Origin of the sequence: Halobacteriovorax sp. CON-3 (genome assembly GCF_043196995.1) — a bacterium.
Lineage (GTDB): Bacteria > Bdellovibrionota > Bacteriovoracia > Bacteriovoracales > Bacteriovoracaceae > Halobacteriovorax_A.
The window spans coordinates 10,528-30,935 of sequence record NZ_JBEBNA010000004.1 but is presented as its reverse complement, the minus strand read 5'-3'; the positions used below and the strand labels follow the sequence as shown (position 1 = coordinate 30,935).

At 37.3% G+C, this 20,408-nt stretch carries 21 protein-coding genes; 2 read left to right on the top strand and 19 right to left on the bottom strand.

The features are described from left to right. Nucleotides 1–4: 4 nt before the first annotated feature. The 14 genes from ABMA72_RS16285 to ABMA72_RS16220 form a co-directional block, all read right to left on the bottom strand. Entirely contained in the window at nucleotides 5–1,393 is a 1,389-nt protein-coding gene (locus tag ABMA72_RS16285; RefSeq protein WP_393057982.1) for a hypothetical protein, read from the bottom strand. Further along, nucleotides 1,390–3,924 carry a helicase HerA domain-containing protein gene (locus ABMA72_RS16280; protein WP_393057980.1) on the bottom strand — a complete coding sequence of 845 codons (2,535 nt, stop codon included), beginning with the start codon at nucleotides 3,922–3,924 and terminating at the stop codon, nucleotides 1,390–1,392. Before ABMA72_RS16280 ends, ABMA72_RS16285 begins: the two co-directional genes overlap by 4 nt. Continuing rightward, nucleotides 3,917–4,138, bottom strand: coding sequence for a hypothetical protein (locus tag ABMA72_RS16275; protein ID WP_393057978.1), 222 nt, complete (start codon nucleotides 4,136–4,138; stop codon nucleotides 3,917–3,919). The genes ABMA72_RS16280 and ABMA72_RS16275 overlap by 8 nt, the downstream gene beginning before the upstream one ends. A 399-nt stretch (nucleotides 4,139–4,537) precedes the next feature. Beyond that, nucleotides 4,538–5,740, bottom strand: coding sequence for a hypothetical protein (locus tag ABMA72_RS16270; RefSeq protein WP_393057977.1), 1,203 nt, complete (start codon nucleotides 5,738–5,740; stop codon nucleotides 4,538–4,540). 10 nt (nucleotides 5,741–5,750) lie between these two features. Next, the gene (locus ABMA72_RS16265; protein WP_393057975.1) at nucleotides 5,751–6,509 is read right to left on the bottom strand and encodes a hypothetical protein; all 759 of its coding nucleotides are present in this window, start codon (nucleotides 6,507–6,509) and stop codon (nucleotides 5,751–5,753) included. Beyond that, complete coding sequence (locus ABMA72_RS16260) at nucleotides 6,506–7,228, bottom strand: TraE/TraK family type IV conjugative transfer system protein (protein ID WP_393057973.1); 723 nt, start codon at nucleotides 7,226–7,228, stop codon at nucleotides 6,506–6,508. Before ABMA72_RS16260 ends, ABMA72_RS16265 begins: the two co-directional genes overlap by 4 nt. Beyond that, a complete protein-coding gene (locus tag ABMA72_RS16255) occupies nucleotides 7,228–7,533 on the bottom strand; it encodes a hypothetical protein (protein ID WP_393057972.1) in 306 nt (101 codons plus the stop codon). The genes ABMA72_RS16260 and ABMA72_RS16255 overlap by 1 nt, the downstream gene beginning before the upstream one ends. Beyond that, nucleotides 7,534–7,854, bottom strand: a complete 321-nt coding sequence (locus ABMA72_RS16250; RefSeq protein ID WP_393057970.1) for a hypothetical protein — start codon at nucleotides 7,852–7,854, stop codon at nucleotides 7,534–7,536. It abuts the gene before it with no gap. A gap of 19 nt (nucleotides 7,855–7,873) precedes the next feature. Further along, nucleotides 7,874–8,155 (bottom strand): hypothetical protein, encoded by a 282-nt coding sequence (locus ABMA72_RS16245; protein ID WP_393057968.1) that lies wholly within the window; start codon nucleotides 8,153–8,155, stop codon nucleotides 7,874–7,876. Beyond that, the gene (locus ABMA72_RS16240; protein WP_393057966.1) at nucleotides 8,145–8,999 is read right to left on the bottom strand and encodes a hypothetical protein; all 855 of its coding nucleotides are present in this window, start codon (nucleotides 8,997–8,999) and stop codon (nucleotides 8,145–8,147) included. Before ABMA72_RS16240 ends, ABMA72_RS16245 begins: the two co-directional genes overlap by 11 nt. A gap of 67 nt (nucleotides 9,000–9,066) precedes the next feature. Then, on the bottom strand, nucleotides 9,067–9,408 hold the full coding sequence (locus ABMA72_RS16235; protein WP_393057964.1) for a hypothetical protein: 342 nt from the start codon (nucleotides 9,406–9,408) through the stop codon (nucleotides 9,067–9,069). Between the two features lie 8 nt (nucleotides 9,409–9,416). Beyond that, nucleotides 9,417–11,186, bottom strand: coding sequence for a hypothetical protein (locus ABMA72_RS16230; protein WP_393057962.1), 1,770 nt, complete (start codon nucleotides 11,184–11,186; stop codon nucleotides 9,417–9,419). Continuing rightward, nucleotides 11,173–11,784, bottom strand: coding sequence for a hypothetical protein (locus tag ABMA72_RS16225; RefSeq protein WP_393057961.1), 612 nt, complete (start codon nucleotides 11,782–11,784; stop codon nucleotides 11,173–11,175). Before ABMA72_RS16225 ends, ABMA72_RS16230 begins: the two co-directional genes overlap by 14 nt. A 41-nt stretch (nucleotides 11,785–11,825) precedes the next feature. Further along, on the bottom strand, nucleotides 11,826–12,209 hold the full coding sequence (locus ABMA72_RS16220) for a hypothetical protein (protein ID WP_393057959.1): 384 nt from the start codon (nucleotides 12,207–12,209) through the stop codon (nucleotides 11,826–11,828). Between the two features lie 618 nt (nucleotides 12,210–12,827). On the opposite strand from ABMA72_RS16220, the gene ABMA72_RS16215 reads away from it, so the two are divergent. Both ABMA72_RS16215 and ABMA72_RS16210 read left to right on the top strand, forming a co-directional pair. Continuing rightward, on the top strand, nucleotides 12,828–13,709 hold the full coding sequence (locus tag ABMA72_RS16215; protein ID WP_393057957.1) for a hypothetical protein: 882 nt from the start codon (nucleotides 12,828–12,830) through the stop codon (nucleotides 13,707–13,709). Continuing rightward, nucleotides 13,706–13,999: a hypothetical protein gene (locus ABMA72_RS16210; RefSeq protein ID WP_393057955.1), complete on the top strand. Its 294-nt coding sequence runs from the start codon at nucleotides 13,706–13,708 to the stop codon at nucleotides 13,997–13,999. Before ABMA72_RS16215 ends, ABMA72_RS16210 begins: the two co-directional genes overlap by 4 nt. 43 nt (nucleotides 14,000–14,042) lie before the next feature. Here ABMA72_RS16210 and ABMA72_RS16205 read toward each other — a convergent pair whose 3' ends face one another. From ABMA72_RS16205 to ABMA72_RS16185, 5 genes are all read right to left on the bottom strand, one after another. Beyond that, on the bottom strand, nucleotides 14,043–14,744 hold the full coding sequence (locus tag ABMA72_RS16205) for a hypothetical protein (protein ID WP_393057953.1): 702 nt from the start codon (nucleotides 14,742–14,744) through the stop codon (nucleotides 14,043–14,045). Between the two features lie 113 nt (nucleotides 14,745–14,857). Next, complete coding sequence (locus ABMA72_RS16200) at nucleotides 14,858–15,538, bottom strand: hypothetical protein (protein ID WP_393057951.1); 681 nt, start codon at nucleotides 15,536–15,538, stop codon at nucleotides 14,858–14,860. 3 nt (nucleotides 15,539–15,541) lie between these two features. After that, complete coding sequence (locus ABMA72_RS16195; RefSeq protein ID WP_393057949.1) at nucleotides 15,542–16,390, bottom strand: serine protease; 849 nt, start codon at nucleotides 16,388–16,390, stop codon at nucleotides 15,542–15,544. Nucleotides 16,391–16,413: 23 nt separating this feature from the next. Then, nucleotides 16,414–16,557, bottom strand: a complete 144-nt coding sequence (locus ABMA72_RS16190) for a hypothetical protein (RefSeq protein ID WP_393057947.1) — start codon at nucleotides 16,555–16,557, stop codon at nucleotides 16,414–16,416. A 16-nt stretch (nucleotides 16,558–16,573) separates the two neighbouring features. Further along, on the bottom strand, nucleotides 16,574–20,386 hold the full coding sequence (locus ABMA72_RS16185) for a hypothetical protein (protein ID WP_393057945.1): 3,813 nt from the start codon (nucleotides 20,384–20,386) through the stop codon (nucleotides 16,574–16,576). Between the last annotated feature and the right edge of the window lie 22 nt (nucleotides 20,387–20,408).

Here is a 20,408-nt window from a genome sequence, read left to right as displayed (position 1 = left end):
TAGATTACTTTCCATCCTTTTTCATGAAATTATCAATTAATACACCATTGACTTCATTTTTTTGGGATCTTAGTGCAATATCTGCTACTCTTTGCTTTGCCTTAAATAGGTTTTCCGACATTCTTTTTTCACTAAGTAATCTCTCTCTACTTGTGTTTATGATATTAATAAGGCCCTTGCAGTTAATCTGGTACTCTCTGCTTTGCAGCCTTGGGTCAAACATACATTTATTTTCTGTTTCTGATTTAATTGCAAGAAGTGTTTCTTCTCCTTCAATGTAGCTTCTCAGGCTTGCTAGTCGCCCTACTACACCATTCGCTCTTGTACCTTTCTTTTTAAAAAAGTCCTCATCGTTTGATGTGTTCATTTTAGCAAGGGATACGATGTATTCTGCTTCAATTAAAGGTGTTATCTCGTCTTTAGTTTCCCCAATATATGAAAGCTTTTGTCCAATAAAGTAGCTATCCCCTTCAGGGTTAAAGTACTTATTGTTGATTATTCCATTAATCTTTTCGTCACCAAATCCTTTGTCTAGTAATTTTGATGCCTCATTTAAGACTATGTATAAAGCGTCCTTAGTCTCTTCTCTGCTTTTAAAAAAACTATTACTTAGGGATGCTCTAACATTATTATGCTGAGCAATTATTGTTGTTCCCTTTAAAGTTATTCCTGAGATGATCTCATATGAAAACTTTCTTACAATCTCTCCTCTGTTTACTTTTTTTCCGTCTTTCTTAGTCGTTCCGCTCGATTGAACATCTCCAAAGATAATGCTTATGAACTTTTCTAGTGTTGGCTCCTCTGTCTTGAGGATCTTGTTTTTTTCCTCGACATTGCTTAACCTTTCCTCCATTCCTGCTCTCTTTTTTAAGTCCGAGTTAACCCTGTTCTGACAAGCTGTCTTTGCTTGTGAAAAGCTCATTCCTGGCGGCCTATTTTTAATACACTGAGTAAGTGGTGAGTTCGCTAAGCCTGTAGAATCAATCAGAGATTCCATTGTCTTACAATCATCTTTGTCTAGGGTGTATTGCATATAACCCATTCTTTGATACTTATCCATGACAGCATATGCAGATGGCGAAACATTCATTAAGTATTGATCTGTAGATCCAATGAAAACGTTTGTCGCTGTGTCTTTCATTGTTGCGACAGCTTTTGCCCCGACACCTTCCCAGTGCTTCCCCGTTGCAAGCTCAGCAGGAATATAGGCCTGAATAGAACTCCAATCGTTATATCCACAAACCTGACGTGTGCTAAGCCCTATTCTGCTGTCAATTATTTTTACAGATGCCTTTGTAGGGAGAGCTACCGGTTTGGGGAAAAGCGAGTAGACCTTTTCTGCGTAAACAAGAGGACTACTTAATAGGTATAGAGATAATATTTTAGAGATCATTGCGACACTCCTGCTTCTAAAAGGCGAGTGTTTCTTCTTTTTAAAATTTGTTCGTGGAGTTTCTTTATCGCCTCTCTTGCACCGCTATCCAACTTCTCTCTCTTATAGAATGCTAAATCATTAGGAGTCGTAGTAAAGTATGCCTCTGATAGTGGTGATAAATATGAAAATGAACTGTACATTTTAACATCATTCCCATCCCTTTTATCAATTGTGAAAACTGCTGTTCTGTAAAGAGACTCTTCTTTTACGAGGCTTTCAATGTTTTGTAGCATTGCTGGATTATATGTATCTTGATAATGTGCCTTGAATGACTCAAACATATCCTTCATTTCTAAAAATTTCTTTATAGGGCAAAGTTCCCACAAAGTTCTGCCCGCTTTAGATGTCAAAAGTTCAAAACTAGGAAAGGAAATTATAAATTTAAGATTACTCTTTCTTCCTGTTTCACCACAATCAACTGCAAAACGAGCGGCTGCTCTAGCCAACCTACTGTCCTTATCATTGCTTTTTCCAATTAATACATTTGTTTCATCAATAATGAACAACTTAGGCACTGATTCATCAACCATGGCAAAGTCTCTATTGATTCTGAGAAACGCTACATAGTAACTCACAAGCATTCTCTTCTCATCACCCGACCCCATCAGGTCATATACCTCAAACTGCCTAGAACTCGCTTCGGTTATCTTTGCATCGACATTGTAAATACTTCTCAAGTTTCCAATCTTAAAGATTGAGCCAAGTGTGTTTATTGTCTGAATTCTTTCGTCTAATGACTGCTCTCCCACTTGATGATTTAGCAATTCTTCCTTCACGTGTGGCATTACTCTTACTACATCATCCCACTTAAGACAGTATTCTGAATTCCTGCTAGAAGTGTACGCAATCTTAAGGGCCGTAGATATGATTTGCATATCAAGAATATGTTCTCGATAATCTTTCGAGTAAGTCTCTATGGCTGTAATAATATTAGAAGCCATAGAGTTAATATCTTCCTCTCTTCTCTGCTTAATGTTAAAAAGCGAAAAGCCTTCTTCACTATTAAGTAGCTCTGCAACCTTAACTACTCTACCACCAGAATCCTCCGCAAGTTTCTCGTAAGATGTTCTGTAGTCAAGAACCCTGATGATCCCATTTGGGTGCTCTCTTTGAAACTCACATATTAGGTCGTTTATTGTAGTAGATTTTCCAGATCCACTTGTTGCACATACAGCAATGTGCCCAAGCCCTTGTCCTTTAAAGTGTTCCTCCAATAAGGCAACTGATCCATATCGTGACATCGTCATTCCCCCTTCTTTGTAATGTGAAGGGGCTTCGTAAATTGGTAAAATTCCTCTCATTCTAAATAAGGGTAGTCTTCTGCATCTTTCTATTTTATTATTATCGAACGAAGTACAGTTTCCATCTAGAGAAGATGCGAATTGATATTTAGGACAAGCTTGATCAGGTAAGATCTTTGCCATCATACTGTTTAAGCTATTATCTCGAATCCTTTTATGAAACTCTTCTTCAATACCGTAAGCAACAACGACTAGTGATGTATTCACAAGTGGATTGTCCGGCGATATTCTTAATTTTTCATCATCAATGTCTTTATCACTTAAATTAAAGTGTCGTATCTTCATGTCAAGCGGAGTAGAGCTTTCGAAATCTGAAAGAGTAAGCACAATATCAAAATCGAGAGTCGGGAGAGCATGAATAAAGTCTCTGAGTCCCGTCATCATTCTAACGTCGTATCCAGGATCGAGATAAAAAACAGATGACTTTACTGACACGTCTCTAGTGTCTGTGTGTAATAGTGTACCCGTCCTCTCAATCTCTGACACGTTCCCATGAAAGTAGAATCTGTTTTCGTAGAAATCGTGATTAGGTATTAATGATTCACTTGGAACAATTTTGTTTTGAACCTTTTTAAGGATAACTTCAGGAGGTATTCTTTTAAGGCTTAACTTAGACCCTGCAACAGTCATCTTAATAAGTTTTTCACACTCAACGCTGCAAGAACGACCATAATCTAGATCATCTTTCAATAGAGTCGTAAATAATTTCTTTCCTATGTCTGAAATATCTGTATTTTCATTCTGTTCTTCGCTAGTAACTCTTACAACTATTGAAAGTTGCTCATGCGCTACTCCTACGTATTTGTTAAGGTAGTTCAGTTTGTCATTGTAAAGATTTTCGAAAACATTATCATTATCTGTAGAATGAGTTTCCTGATTGTAATCTCCTCTAACAGACTTTATTAGCTGAATTACAACATCATAACCCTTTTCCTTGAAGGTATCTTGAACATCTCTAAAATGTGTAAGATATGTATCAATTTCCGAAATTAGTTGGTATGGCATCATTGGCTCGTCATAAACGCCATCAACATCAAAGGAATAAACAAGGCCCCCATCGTTCATTCTTAGAAAATTACCTTCAATTTCAGCATAGTCTGTGAAAACATTAATGTACTGTCTTTGTAGGCCTTTTTGTTTGAGAATATTTTTTACAAATTCTTTTGTCTTATTAGCGATCCTATTCATTGATCACCTCTTTTAAAATACTCTTAAGGTCTTTCTTTTTCTTTTTTCTGACGGGTACAAGATAAGTTGATTCAATTTCAATCGCATTGCCTGACCTAACCCTTGGGTATGTAGATACCTTTATATAGACATTCTCTCCGTCAATTGCATAGCTCTTTTGCTTTTCACGTGAGATTAGTTTTTTGCTTTTTTGATATTTTGACTGTTGGCCCATTAGCCTCTTGGTCGGGTGATTCCCGATAGGCATCTCAGAACAAGAAGTAAAAAAAATAAAAAATGTTAGGTATATAATATTTAATCTCATCTTCATCAATTCTCCAATAAATAAAACGGATGTCTTTGGCATAGGTCTGTTTGAACAACAGTGGTAATAAGACAATTTGATGTGATGATGATATGGGATAGAACCAATCGCATCCGTTTTCTTGATGCTAGATTACAAAAAAACAGAGTCAGTTTCATTAGCTAATTTCGTAGCTTTTTCGCAAAACCAATAGAGGTTTCGCAAAAAAGAAAGCAACCATGAGACATAACGTAAATGCTTGATAACTTGTAAATCTAGTTTCACATGATCTAAAAAAAGAACTATGCGAAACCGTGTACTTTTTACTGTCTAATAAATAGACAATGAATCAAATAACAAGTCATCCTTTGACTCTTTTTTTAGGTATTTCACTGGTACTTCTAATCCTTCTTCAAACCAAACTATAACTTCTCTCCCACCTTCAACGACAAGAGGAGGCACTAGATTCCAGTAGTAATCTCTCATCTTGTCTGCATGTTTCCCTAGACTTGCCTCAATTGCTTTACCTGCAACAAAGGCTCCCTGTGATCCTGTAATATTTGAAATTGTAACGGGGTCAACGATGCCACTCGATTGAGAAATTTCACTCGTAACCTGAGTCTGTGCTAGACCCCCTCCTATTGCTTTTGTGATTGCACTACCGGCCGCCCAAGCGCCACCTTTTTGCATATTTGTCATGTCAGTGATGGCCTTTAAGCCTATCGCCTCATCTTCTGCATCTCGAATATGACCTTTGATTTCTTCATTAAACTCTTTGCCGTCATCAGATACACAGCTTATTCGTTTCAATTCACCTTTTACTCTTTCTGTATTATACTTCGGGATTGGCTTAAAAATAATATGACAATTACTCATATCGACATATAGCTTATTTGGCCCCACAAAGGCTCCGTGTAGTCGAATATCTGCTCTGTCCTTATCCTTTTCAGAGGAAGTATCTATCTCAAGCTTAAGCATAAGTTCTCCCATAGAGCTCGCACCTGCTGAAATCAAAGCATTTTTATCAAGGTTTTCTGTTGGGATATGAGTGTTAAAAAATGTGATCGAACTATTTTGAACTGACCTTTTTTTAGGCTTTTTCGGTGCAGTTTTCGACGATCTTCTTATAGGTGCACTGGCCGTTGATGAAACAGAGTCAGTTACTTCACTTCCTTTACGCGGCAATGAAGGTTTACTTTTGTCTGAATTATCGTTTTTTGCATTATTATTAACTTCCTTAGTATTTTTTGTAGGAAGATCAGGTATAATTGGCAACCTCGTTAATTCGCTCCCTTTTTCTTCAAACTTCTTTCTTGCAGATCTTAAAAGTGATTGTAGCTCAAGTGTAGATACCCCTAGCCCCGAAACATGAGGAGTCGTTCTACTTCCCACCATTCTTTTGTCAACTCTATCATCCACAATATTTGGAGTGCTTGAAGATAGATTTGACAAGCTTTCTCCAAAAGACACAGATGCAAAGAGTGCATTATGTGAGCCAATTACAATTAACATAGAAACAAGTTTTTTATACATGGCCTTATCCTTACTTTAAGTATCCAATCAGTTCATCAATAGTAACTTTATTACTATAAGAAATTATTAGCCTAGAACCCTTTTTGCCCGTTAAAATAGTGTGGGCATACAGTACTCCAAGGTCGTCTATTTTGTTTTCATAGCTATTCAATCTCTCAGGAATGATGATTTCTGCGATATTTGTATCAAATCCATTTGTAATAACTGAAATGATTCTATAATCATGCTTTTTCCCCGTATCTTTCCTAAGCATAACTAAGGGTTTTGCTTGTAACGAGTGAACAACTGTAAAACCTGAAGGAAGTTGATTTTCAAAATATTCGCCTATCAGTAACGCATCTGAAAACGATGACGACTTTTCAGGGGTTGCTAACTTCTCAGAACTCGCACCAAACTTTTTTCCTAGTGTTACAAGCGGCGACTTTGCCCTCGCTTTAAATCTCAAAACAGCTTCAACTTTTCCTCCACCTTGAAGTGTAAACACACATCTCTCTTCACCTTCTTTGTTTTTTGGCATAACAACAAGGGATTTTGATAGATCCATGCCCTTAAGCTTATGGAGCGTGTTTGCCATCTTCAGATTGCTGCTTCCGGCCTGTGATAGTTCATATAGAGAACGAAATGTCGCATGTTTATTAGGGATACATGCTGAGTATTTCGGAATACCTGGCAAGGCCATAATTGACTCAGAAATGCTAGATACCTCGTAAACTCCTGAATACGCATAATTTGTACACATAATAAGAAATAATAAAATAATTTTTTTCATCTTCGCCTCTTTGGAATAACTCCACTTTTTGCAATCTCATACAACTCTTTTGCGTCAGATATTCGATCATTATCTCTGTCAAAAACATCAACTCTGGTTGTGATGATTGCCATCTGGCTTGGATTTGTTGTTGGGTTTACAACTTTACCCATAATGAAATAGGCAACTTCTCTTTCATCTAAAGGTCTGTTTCCGTTAACCATTAAATGTCTTCTTCCAACGATATAAGCACAGATCCTTTGGATTTTTTTACACTGTGAAATTTCAGACTTCTTAAAATCAATATCGAAGTATGACGCCATTTTTTTCTCTTTAACAAGTTCGTAAAGATTGTCACTTTCGGCATTATGTTCTAGTGAACTTATTAGCTCAGGTGAATAGTAAAGCTTCTTTAGTTCTTCGTGATTATATCTAAGATTTTGAAAATTCCAGTTTTCACTTAGGTCTACTATTCTTCTCGAAAAAGCTTCAGCAAAAGGATGTGAAATCATGTAGTCTTCATCCACGACAATAGTTCTTTGTACAGCAGGAGTGATGACCACTCTCTCTTTTCTGTTAGCGAGATGGTAAACAACAACAAGTAACCCTATCAATACAATGACAAGAACAACGATTATGAATGAATAATAACGATTGATTTTCTTTTCTAAGTATAGCAATCCTCCTTGATCCAACTTTTCCGTCATTGTGTTAATGCCTGGTCTAACTGCGTCCGTCATTATAGTTTTTCCTTCAGCCTGTTTTGTTTTCCAAACAAGAGCTTGTAGATTCTTAATCTCTCTAGTGTGTAGATTACTTTTCTATTTAAAAACACTGGAAACCCTCTTTTATCAAGAGACGATTTTCTATTTACTAAGACACCAGCACTTAAAGTTCCAAGGATCATCATTTTTGGACTAATAAACTGAAAGCAGAATCCAGTCGATATGATAATTATCCAGTTTGTCACAGTAATACCTAGTGCAGATGACTCAACTTCAAGGTTTGGTATTTTTTCAATGTGATCTTCATCGTAGACGACCATTTAACCAAATACCCATCCTCTAACATCCGTATAAACAGCTAAGCAAACGATCGCTATTGCACAGACCGCAGTAGTCTGAAATGCTTTCTTAAATAAAGACCAAATCAGGAGACCGAAAGCGCCAAGAAGCAAAACTCTGGCCGCTGACTCAGTACTGAAATTAAACCACTTTAAGCTATCTGAAATAATCGTGTTTGAGGTTCCTCCTGACGGAAGTGGAATACCGAAATTCCCCTTATTGTCAGCTTGAACATTGATTCCGCAAAGAATACAGATTAGAAACCACTTAATTTGTACAAAACTTCTATTAACAGGTAACATATTTATTTCTCCCTTATGTCTACGACATACTCTTAAGATAATTAATTCCGATCGCCATAACGACAATTCCCATGCCTCTCATTACTGCCCTCTCTTTATCACCCTTGCTTGAGATCAGATCTTTAATCGCCATATAAGAAAGGTAGGTGTACAGCGCAATAAATAAGTAGTAAGCAATTGTGCCAAATGTGCTAAACACATGGGTTGCATCTTGAGTTTTCAACTGAACAGGCTTGAACTGAAATGTTTTTTCCCATGCTGCGTTTGCAAGAAACGCTACATTTTCAAACTTAGTCAGCACTCTCAACCCCCTTAATCGCACTTACAATCTCTTCTGAGGTAACTAGACCTTCAAACTCAGATGTTCTAGGTTTTTGACCTTCCTTTCTGTAGTTGGCCACAACAATAAATGGCAGTTTCAATGCAGTTTTAAACTCACTTCCAAACCACTCAACTCTCGACTTCTTTTTTAAGAGTTGTGGATCTGGTAGCCCTTCGTACTTTTTGAAGTCTCTAGGTATCGTGTTCCCTTTGAGATATTCATTGTCCCTTGCAGGATCTACGGGTAGAGCTTGGAGAACTATAACCTTGTCTGAGAACTCTTTAAGTATCTTCGCCTGTGCCTCACAGTTTGGACAATTAGGATCGGTCATAAAGAAGATGAAAGTATTACTCTTTTCTTTACCAGAAGATTGTTTTTCTTTGCTGATTCCCGATGAGGAAGTCACAACTGAATCTTCTTTAGTTTCAAGTAAACTCTCTTTTTCTCTTTCGTTTTTATAAATAGGATGGTTCTTTGTAATTTCTCGCAAATAGGCCATCTGGTTATGTACATCTTTAATTTGCCCACTTTCAATAAGCTTTCTGTGTGCAACTTCCCCAACTCGCCTTAGTGTCTTCATTGTCTTGTCTTTTATAGACATTCTTAAATGATAGTTCATGGCCTTTTCGACGCTTTCAGGGTCTTTTAACCATTCAAGTAAACCTTCGTCTGGTACATGATTCCCTTCTCTCCAAAATCGGTCATCTTTGGGATCGAGTAAGTAGTCCTTATTGATCTTTATTAGATCAATCTGACTCTGTGCTATTTCATTAGGCTCCATTACCAATGGGCCTTGCCACATATTATTAAATTTGTCGTACATGTTTTTGTCATTCTTCGCGCTTGCTTCTCCAAGCACTACCAAGCAAAGAATATGAATTATAAAAATTTTAATGCCCATTAAATAAATCCCTTTTTCTTTGTTCTTCAAATTCTTCTGTAATAGTTGGTCTTCTGTCGCTATACCCGTCTAAAAGGGCCTTGCCGCCAAATCCAATACCGAAAAAAATGACACCATTTAGCATCTTGTTATTGAAAGGCTTTGGTGCTAATAGGAATGACGCGATACCAGTGGCCAATCCCCATGCAATACGATTATTCGTAATACGCTTTTTTAGTTTAAGGTCTGACATCTGTATTCTTTGATTATAGTCATTGTAATCATAAGCAATCGTTGGTTTGCCAATAGATGTTAGAACAATGATTAGAAAAATAGTCTGAATCGTTTTCATTCACCCTCCTAAAGTACGCTCTTTATAGAAACCGATCCTTGGAAAATTGTTTTCTCATTCACGGTCTGTAAAACATCACCTTTCATTGTTGTTTTTCTTGTGTCACAATCGCCCGCATTAACTCGTTTTCTTAGTAGTGATATGCTGCTATCGATAGATTCTACTTTTACTGTGTTTTCGTTCCTTAAGGCATGGACACCCTTTTCTAATAAAGAAGGCTCAATATTGAATCGAATATGAACCTCACTAGAGTCAGTCGCCATCTTTGCTGAGACATTTTCGAGATCAACCTCGTATCCATTAATCGTTAATTTTACCCATTTTAGATACTCACTTACGTCATTAAAGTTTGCCTCATCAAAACCAATTCTTTGATGAGTGTAGTGACAGTTCGCATGATGACATTCAAAATTTACTCTACCAACTGATCCTGGTACGCAGTATTCATAGCTAGTACGAATCTGATGATTCACAAGCTTAGCTTTTGCTCTTTTTAAATCTAGAGTAAGATTTACTGTAGATCCCAGTTTCGCGTTGAACTCAATCTTATCTGCTTTTGAAACTTCTAGATTTTTTTCAAATCCTCCACCCTTTAAGAGATCAAGATTCTCCATGTGAACAATAATGTTATCGTTGGATAACGGAAGTGTTGCCTCTAGGTTATTTTCAAAACCTAGCGCATACACCATCCCCTTACCGAGATTGTTAATGTCTGCGCTTAAAACGTCTGTTGAATCAAGAGATGTGTTATATTTATCAAATACACCTACAATTCTGTTGTCGTGTGACCTGAGCCCGAGTCTGCCATATAAGTCCTTAATTTTTCCAAGAGTTAGGCCCACATTTTTTGTAGTAAACCCCTCAGTCTTTTCTTGTGACATAACCCTAAGCGTGGCCCTCGATTCTTTAAAGCTTTTATACGTATTTACGTACCTCTTTTCTCCAAGGCTTGTTTTGTAGGTATAGTCTTTTAGTTTAATAAAGATTCCGTTGTTTAAACTGAATATATCCTCGTTTCCTTCTGTATTTAACATTATGTCACTATGTAGCAACGGCACACTAATCACACTTGAAGCTGTTCCGGCGACACTTATTTGTTTATTTTCTCTCGTTTGATCGATTAATGTAAAATCACCAAGCTCTGTAAATATGTTTTTGTTGCTGTCATATTTACCAATTGCAAATCTAATATTTTCAATTAGGAAAACTCCTTGTGGTATCTTAAACTTCACATTCCCTTTTGCTTTAAGTCTTATTCCTTCTGATTTTTTATAATCATTATTAGCAAGCTCAATCGCACCAATTTCGTTAGCTCTAAAACATCCCATCGTTTTGTCAAGGCCCGCCGGCATCGATGTCCCGCGTTCATTATTGACTTGATATGCCTCACTTAAGACTCTGTTTCTAATAACTTCCTTCTCGATTTTGGCATAGTGCTCTTTACTGCAATTAAAAGAGTAATCAAAGCTAACCCCATCACTCCATACTGGTGTGATACTTACTTCTACTCCATGAGGTTCTACTTCCAAGCTCTCCCATAGGTCTTTGTTGCCGTCATTGCTATTAGCTATACCGTCAAGATCATCATCTGAGCTAGGTTTTGTCGTCTGGCCCTGTGATGATCTTGAAGTACCCGTGTCTTCCTTTTTTGCCTCTTCTTGTCCTACGATTCCGCATGATGAAAGAATTACTAGTGCAAGAAAACACGGTAATAGCGTGTGCCACCCTCTGCCCCCAAATGCAGAAAGATTTTTGTTATTGATTTTATTGTTGCTCATTGGTTACTCCACCTTCTAGGCTATCCCATAAGCGTTTTTGATTTTCGTTAAAGTTACTCTGACTGCCTACCTCATTAAAGGACTGCGCAGGAGGTCTTCTCGGTGTATTGTCCGACCTATTCTTATAGTTCCTAGATGGATCATTTTCTTCTTTAGTTTGCTGAGAAGGGAGCCTTTTATTGTAGCTTTGTGTAACGGCATCATTTCTATCAATGATATTCGAAACTTTCTCAACAATGTCAGGGTTATATCCATAGTTAGACCCAACGATTTCAATCGATTCAACCTTTAAGGAAAGAGGATAAGCAATAAGGCCGTTAGCGTAGAATTTTTCTCTGGCCCTGAGTTTTCCTTTGATTTGTAAATCGATTCCTACTTTAATTAGTGGAATAATTGCTCTGAATCTCTGAGCAATGCTTCTAGGTACGTTGATTTGAAAAATTAAATCATGATACATTTTTCGGCCATCTGTCTTCTCCTCTTCTACCGTATGAAGATAAAACGAGTGAAAATCTGCTCCTGATGGTACTTTGATTCTTCTTACTTCAGAAACACAAACACCGTCTAAAGTTATTCTGTTCTTATACTTTGCACCCATGATTTTTCCTTTAATAGTTCAATAAACAACGCGTCTTACGATTAAAAAATTTCCCCTTCAACCAATCCGTCTAAAACTCTTTTTTTTGTTCTGATGCTGATTACATCGGCCTCTCTCATTAGGTTTCGATCTTGTGCTTCAGAGAGAGCATCCATTAACACAAGTCTTTGTTGCTCAATTGGAGTTTCGTAAACGAGTTGAGGAACCCTACCTTCGTTTATGATTCTAATAATCGATGGAAGGACATTTTCTTTGCAATTACCAAGTTCAATTTTCCCTACTGCATTTACTTCTTGTACTGCCCCCACAAAATTCTCAACAAGTAGTCTAAGTAGCGCTACCTCGACAGATAGTTCGCTCATCGCCATTACTTGTTGTCTGTTTTCAGATGTGTTTAATCCAATAAATCCCATTCCTTTCTTCAAATAATTCCCCCGTGTTTTTTTGTGTGTGTGTTTTACTGGATGAGCTAGCTCACTTTGCTAATATTGTTTTGAGAAAAGGCTCGGTGTCCTAACTCATCCGATGAACACATATTATTAAAAAAAACGGCGCGATTCATTAGCTGTTTTTGTGCGAATTTCGAATCATTAACCATGTTTCGCATTTTATGATTTTTACCTGACCAATCATTTAACTAACTGATTTCTCGTTAAATAATTTCAGATAGGCATTAAAAAAAATTATGCGAAACCATGAACTTTTTACACTGTTTACCTAATTTCAACTTGTTCACTTTGTAGAAAATAACGATCCTTCTATACTGGCAAGAGTTATTTGGCCTTCTTAGTATTATCTGTTGCGTACGCAACAGTTCGATTAAATCAGAAGCGTAAGGGAGTCTAAGGAGTATTATCTTCATATTTTCAGCTCTGAATTTATAAAGATCTGTTTTTACAGGCTTTTACTCCTAATAATTTTGTTAATATAAGTATTGAATATCAGAACCAAATGTAACTTTCTGCTTCTTGTGGTGTTGCGTACGCAACAAAGAAATGGTTTAAAGTGACTGATGTTAAATGAACAAATTAAAGGTTTTTTCAATGAGCACTACACAAACGGGAAACGAATATCCCGAAGCGATGATTAAAAAGAAAAACGAATTGCCCAGATCGTTGAATCAAGAATTTTGTAATAAGCAAGCAAAACTCGCTTTAAGCAAAGTTTTTTATAGGATATTCCCTGATAAATTATCCCTAGCGGTCGCCCAAAAAGTTACAGGTGTTAATAGGTCTAACATACATAGGGCCAAAGAAGGCAAAACTCTCTTAGGTGCAGAAGCAATATGTAAAATCATAATGAAAGCATACGGCCTCAAATTTGTCAGCGATACTCAACAATATCTAGAGTCAGATGCAGATCTAGTTACCTATATTAGCAATGAAATAGGTGAAGAGTTTTGGAACAAGAGTTATATTTCAGATAAGCTTACACCAAATCTCCTAAGTGCGATCAATGATGCCGATGCACAGATCCTTTACGCATATCTCTACACTAAAGAGTCTGCCTCATACGATCTAATTATCGGCATGTTTGGAGAAAGTAAGGCCGAAAAACTTATTCACTCTTTTGAAATAAATAACATTGTAGATAACCGTAGGGATATCGGACATATTGTTTTCAACAAATCAGCTATAAGTAACAACTTAACATTTAGAAAACAACAAATGAGTATTAGCCTAAACTCAATCAGTGAGCTTGATATAAGAAATGGACGAGGAATATATTATTACGACAACATCGTAACATCGAAAGAAATAGCAAAGGAAGGAAATGAGTTAATTTTGAGACAAGCTAAGGAACAGGCCGAGTTTGTTAGGAAAGCTGAATCCGTAGATAAATCTAAAAAAGATGAGGTTATGTCTTTTGGGATTTATAGTGTTAAGCAGAAGATCCCCCTTTTGCAAAAGGAGAATCTCCAATGAAAAAAATAGCAATCCATTTTCTTGTTGTCTTTTCCTTATGTACTTATGCTGGCCCAGGAGGTGGCGGTGGTACTGGTACGGCCCTTCCTGATGCTAAGGTTGTCTTTGGTAAACACATCTTCAATATAAAAGATATCTCAGATGTCCTCACTCAAAATCATGACATAGTTGAAGTTAGAGACTTGCTAAAAAAAGAGATCATCACTTTAAAGAATAATAAAGCAGTGCCTTGTCTAAGTTGTATTAAAAATATTCAGCTAATAGATGGAAGAATTATAAAGAAGAAATAAATAAAGGGTCATAGGACCCTTTATTTATATTACGAATAAGTATTTATTGAACATTTATATAGCCGCCAGTGCCGCCGCCCTCGCCTCCGCTGGCCCTTTTCTGATAGATTGTTGCATCTTTTATTTCCGACGCAATTTCTCTATCCTTTAAGCTACTTGAATTGTCTAGAACCCTTGCAAACGAATCTGAGAATTTTTTATCTACTGAAGAAATTTTCTGGCAAGATCTCAATTGCTTAAGGTCAAATAACCCCTTTTCATAAAGCCCTGAAGACATTCTTTTCATATTGCTTTTTAGTCTTCCTACTAAAGGAGATATAGAACTAAATGCACTATCGCTGACTCCGTATGTCTTTTTAACAAATGAGTCACTAACCTTTATAGAAGGATCAACTAATTTATAACCGCCTTCAATCTTCTTTACTTTTAAATAAAGACTACCAACTTTTATAACTGAGTTATTTTCGAGTTCTCTCAGATCTGAAAACGGAACATGAAATGAATCAAAATCAGGAGAAATGAACGAGATACCTTTGTTGTTTGTAAAGGCAACAACATCTTTGAAACAAGACAGATCACTGTACTTTGTTAGTCCTCTACTACAGGCACACCCAATGGCCTCTTCACTTCTGTCAATCGAGTCCTCTTTCTTTAGCAAAGGACTGTCCTTTACGCTTTCAAGAAAAGAATCGTTACCAAAAGCTGATAACGAAAAGAATGTAATTAGTAGAATGATTTTATTCATACTTATATTATCGGCTACTTTTCTTCAAAACCGTAGAAAAATATGTTAATCCCTAATAATACAAGTATTTAGACTTTTTATTGTTGGCCCATATCCTTGGCTCTAGAGAGTATTTATTGTGAATTACCTGAGCTGTTGATATTCTTCTTCTTGCTGCTATCTCTCAAGGTTTCATATGCCTTTTCAACGGCTTCAGACCTCTTATTAGAGCTTTTTTCTCTAATCATGGCAAGTGACCTCTGAATAGGTTTTGAATCCTTAGAGAGCTTTGAACAGGCCCTGTAATTTCTAAAAGGAAATAAGCTTACGTCTTTGCCCGATTTAGAAAAGTTTTCGATGGCCTTTACTAGTTGACCATTGTGATATTTTGAACCTTGCTTAAAAGTGCAAGGTGTTGGCTTGATTGTGTCTTCAATCTTCTTCTTTCCGTTATATCTTGCTATACTAAAGCTACCTTTTCCATTGTTCGTCACCCTGAAGGTTTCACCAAGAATAGTGAAGTAGTTTTTCTCTCGACCATTTCTTGCACTTTCAAAAGAAACAAAATAATTCTCATTATCCTTGCTGAATTGCACACCATTTTTACCATCGATTTTTGATGTGAAAGCTGAAACACCGTTATAGCAACTAAAATTCGACTTGTTTAAGACTTCCGCGCAGCCACATGATACAGAGAGCTCTTCCTCACCAGTTTGTGAGCCAAGAATGCTTTCTAGGCCATTTTCGTGGTAATCCGCTGCGTATCCCGACTTAGCTGATAGAACTATTAAAAGCGTTAATATTACTTTATTCATAGTTTAGTTCCTTTTGTTATTATAAAAATTCAAGATGTATTTGTAAGGTATGGCCATGGTGCTCGTTTTCATATTCACATACTTGTCTTTCTGTCTTCTTGACCATCTCTGTGAAAGCATACCGACAATGTTTCCATAGCTATTTATTACTGGGCTACCACTAAAACCGGCCAAGGGATCGCTCTTAATCCTACCTCTTTTATCATATACGAGTTTTTGCTCAGGATACTCCACTAGTTCCAAAAGATTTGTCATATCGTTGTAGCCTGTACTTGCGTAATTCCCTCTTAGATTTTCTTTTGGATTATTATGATAACGAAGAAGCCTATACTCGACACATAAAAAGTCACCACTATAGTTATTCCCGTAGGTGAAGTACCTCAAGTGAGAATTCGACTCTCTATCTGGATCGATATGAAGTCCTATTTTTTCCTCTTTACCGTCTTGAATTGGAATATAGTTTTTCACATTCTTTACCCCTCTTACTTTTAAGAGGCATATATCTAGATTGTTTTCAGAATTATCACACGCAACAATATCAATATTACGAAACAATTCGCCTTCCGAATCCCTAAGGTTTAGTGCCCATTTATCATTACTTTTCTTGTTTCTTTTTTCGAATTCATGGAATACATGTTTAACAGTCAGAACATAACCATCTTTTGATGTGAAAAATGCAGTTGCTACCTCAACGACTTTATCATTCTTTATTAATTCAAGCTTAAGTATGGATTTCTTTCTAACTTCTTTCACATGGTCAAGACGTTTAAATCCTACAATGCTTTGAGCAATCACCTGATTGCTAACAACAAAAAGCATGAGTAATTTAAATAATAAGAATAGAGATTGCATATTAAGCTTAACGGCTAAAGAGGCTACGAACTAAAGACTTTTGTTCCCCCTCCTGCACCACCGCCGCCTTCTCCTCCATCAGTAAACTGAGCACCGCTACCGCCCTCGCCACCTAGCTTGAGGCCTCCGCTTCCATCTCCTCCATTTAAACTAATTTCATTATTCATAAACTCCCCTTTGTTTCTATTGTTCTTCTAGTATTTGTAATAAATCGTTTAATATTTTTGCATTAGCAACAAGATTGGCCCTTTCCGCCTGTGAAACTACAACTCTTGTTTCGATTTGTTTTACGGATTCATTAAACATATCAATAGATTCATCAATTCTTTCCCTTAGTGCTATTTTCTCTTTTCTTGTTTTTTTATCTTTTGGATCTTTAGATCTTGCAAGCTTCTTCGCCTCTTGTACAAGCTCTTTTCTCTTTGATAATTGAAACTCATATTGTTTCCTGATCTTCTCTCTATTACCTTCTACTGAAGAAATACCTAAGGCCTTCTTGATTTCTTCGGACGGTTGAAAGTCATAAGTATGAACAAAAGTTCTCTTAGTTCCTTCTGCTGTCTCAAAAACCTCTAGTGTTTGAATTTTCTTTGCAAATACACCTTTTGATTCAAGAATGGCACCTTTTCCGTATTTAAACTCTTTATCGCTAATCAGTACCGGTAAATAATCTTTTGCAAATTCTAAATCTTTGATCACTGGTGGTACGGCCTCGCCTTCCCCAAGGCTTGCTGGCCCTCTTCCTGCCGTTGCACCGGCACTGGCCCCTGTGCCGCCACCACCTGCACCTTCGCCTCCACCAAAGCTAGTCCCTGCTAGTCCACTACTGCCTTTTACCGATGCTTCTCCTTTGCCATCACCTGAGCTTCCTGGAGCATCTACTGGTTTGTAAGAAGTGTTCGAAACTCCTTCTAGATCATCGCCTCTTGAATTTGTCGAGGCCGTTGATTGCCTTATTGCACCAGATGATTGCCCAGAAGCACCTCTCATTGAAGATGAATTTCTTGATGATGAATTATTCCCCCCCCAAGCTTGTCTAGATTGACCGTTTGAATTACTGTAACCTCTTCCCGTGGTCGCTCCTCTAGGGCTCTGTTCATTGCCTGATGAAGTAGAGTTTTTAATTCCACTTAACTGATCCTTTAGGGCCTGAATTTCGGCTCGTCTTGCACTGATCTCATCTGAAACACCACTAGTTCTTGAAGTATTATTTGGAGTAGAAAACGGATTCTTTTTATCTTTCCTCGAAGAGCTTGTTAAAGATCTCTGGTCTTTCACGATCTCTCTTGACTCGCCTAATGATGATACTGGCTGTGAGGTTAGTGAGTTATCTGCTTTACTTCCAATTAAATCATTATCATAGGCATTCGGGATAATTGAGGGAGTACTGCGATCATCACCGTTACCCCTATTACCTTTCTTGCTGCTTGAAGGTGCTTCCTGATTAGCACTAGGCGGGATATTAACAGTGGCCATATCTTCACGCGGAGACGTGTTTATAGGAAGAGGGATCTTTTCTGTAGAGATGTCATCATTTGAAATGTCAATGTATGTCTCTTGTGGGTCAATCTTAATTTTCTTAGACTGATAGTCTAGCAATGATTCATTAAGTCCCATATTATTATCAAGGTTTTTTATAAGGCGACCTATATCATCTGGTGTTCCAGAGATTAAAACATCTGAAGACTTTGCCTCTGTCTCACTTGATGAAGAATAAAGAGCTTTTATTACTTGAGGGTCTAATTTTTCTTGCTCTCTCATTCTCGCAATAGAACCACTTATCATTAATAAGCCTCTGGCTCTATCGAGATTCTCTTGTCCGAGTTTTGAATCATCTGGGAAATCCTCCCTTATTCGTGCATAGAGTTGATCCATTTTTACATCAAAGCCATATGTGGCAAGCTCCCCCCCCGTTGTGATCTGCTTATGCGCATTGTTTATCATATAACAAGTTTTGTCGAGACTCGTTCCTTTCTCAACCGTAGAGCACCCTATTGAATCTCTCATTTCAGCAAGCTTGTCTCCAATTGATTTAATTCCGTTCTTAGAATTTTGTTCAAAAAAACTTTCTAATGTTGGTTTACAACCGGACGGATCTTCACATGACTTTTCATTTTCCGCTTTACAGAACGCTTCATTAAAATCTTTCGGAACCGACATTAGGCCCTCTTCCCCTGTGTTCGGCATAAAGCCTGACACAGTATCAAAGTATTTTAATTCTTCAATCAAACTTGCATTTACTTTCTTGTCACTATATCTGTATTTGACTTCCGTTTCATTTGTTGCAAGACTCAGTGTTTCACCTAATCCACCCAGGCTCCCTGCTCCCAATGTGGGATTGCTGTTTTCAATAATCTTTTTGTTGCAACCACTCGGGGCTCTTGCAATTTTTAATAAATAAGAATCGGGATATCCACTTGTTACAAAGACTTCAGGCCTTTCAGCCTCAAATGGACAAGCTAGTTGGGTAAATACTTCTGGATTTGAAATAGCTTCGCATTTCTTTACTGTTTCCTTGATTATATCCTCAATCACGGGCTTACTTCTTAGTGCGCTCTTTAAATATTTTGCCTTGATCGCCTTGTACCCACCCTCGATTGCTCTTTTCGTGATTTCTCTTATCTTTTGTGATTCCCCACGTGTTTTTTCACAATCTATACTAGATTTACTACAGGCATTTTTCATCTTAGCATAGTATTTAATAGCGCCCTCAAGAGACATATTTGACCAACCTCCCGCTGTCTCATGAAGAACAGGATCTTCAACAATTTTTCTTAGGTGATCAGACTTAAGAGCATTTTTTACAACTCTCTTAAGATCTTCTTCGTTAATTCTTCCGTCATCACTGTGAAGAGTTTTCGCAAGTGAAAGAGATTCTTTATCGAGAACAGAACTTAGATAAGCCTCAGGGTCTGACACGATATCCTTCAGAATATCAAGGGATTTAATCATAGGTCGGACACTTTTTTTTACATATTTATCATTATGTAAAAAACGAGTGAACATAGACTGATTAACAAGTCTGGAATTTCTGTCGACCTCTTTCTGTTTATAGGGACTTAATTCTTTTCCAAACCCCATTCTTTGAGCGATCCCCTTACCGACGCTTTTTAAGTGTAAGTCATCAGTTAGCATCGGAATCGCAGAGGTTATGCTCGAATCAAGCGTGAGATCGAGGAAGGCCTTATAAGGAATGCAAGAATTTGGATCTTTATTATTTGCACCAATGAAACTTGCTAATACATCCTCACCCACCAGTGCCTCAATGGGCGCATCACCTAATTCACTCATACATTTTTTCAAAGATGTGTTTTCGCCATAATCAAAGCTTCGAATGCTTTTATTCATTTCAGATAGTGAGCAAGAACTGTAAATTGCTTTTAGGTGGGTAGGCTCAATAAATCCTTGCGCTTCCAAAGCGTTAATTGTTAAGAAGTCTTGAGCAAGTTGTTCATATTGCTTTGATATAAGTTTTCTATTGAAATCCTGAAAACTCTTTTTTTCTTTTTCTATGTCTTTCTTAATTGAATTGAACCAGAAATCATCTAGTCCGTCCTGAGGCAAGCAGTCGCAGTCTGTCTTATTCCCTGTACTTATACCACCGGAATACATTGAAAATTTTGATCGTTTGCCAAACCTCTCCCTCTCCCCTAGTTTGCCACGTCTTCGCTTTGTTTTATCTGTCGGATTTCTGTTTTTCAAGTACTCTAGAATTGAGTTATCCTTGTCGCCCTCTACACTGTATCTTGGTGCAGTATAGAGAAAACGAGCAGAAGGTGGCATACTTATTTTCTCCGGCTCAAATCCTAGTTCCTTGAGTTTTTCATCCTCTACACATCCCAAAAACCTTTCTGATTCCATGAACCTCTTAGGGTTTCTCACGTGTTTTTCTAACACATCTTCTGTACCATAGTTGCATTGGTGTGGCGCATCTGCATCGGCTGAAGCAGAGATAAAAATAACCGACAATGTAAGCAGGAGAAAAATTGATCTCATAGATTAATTATCGGCTATTACC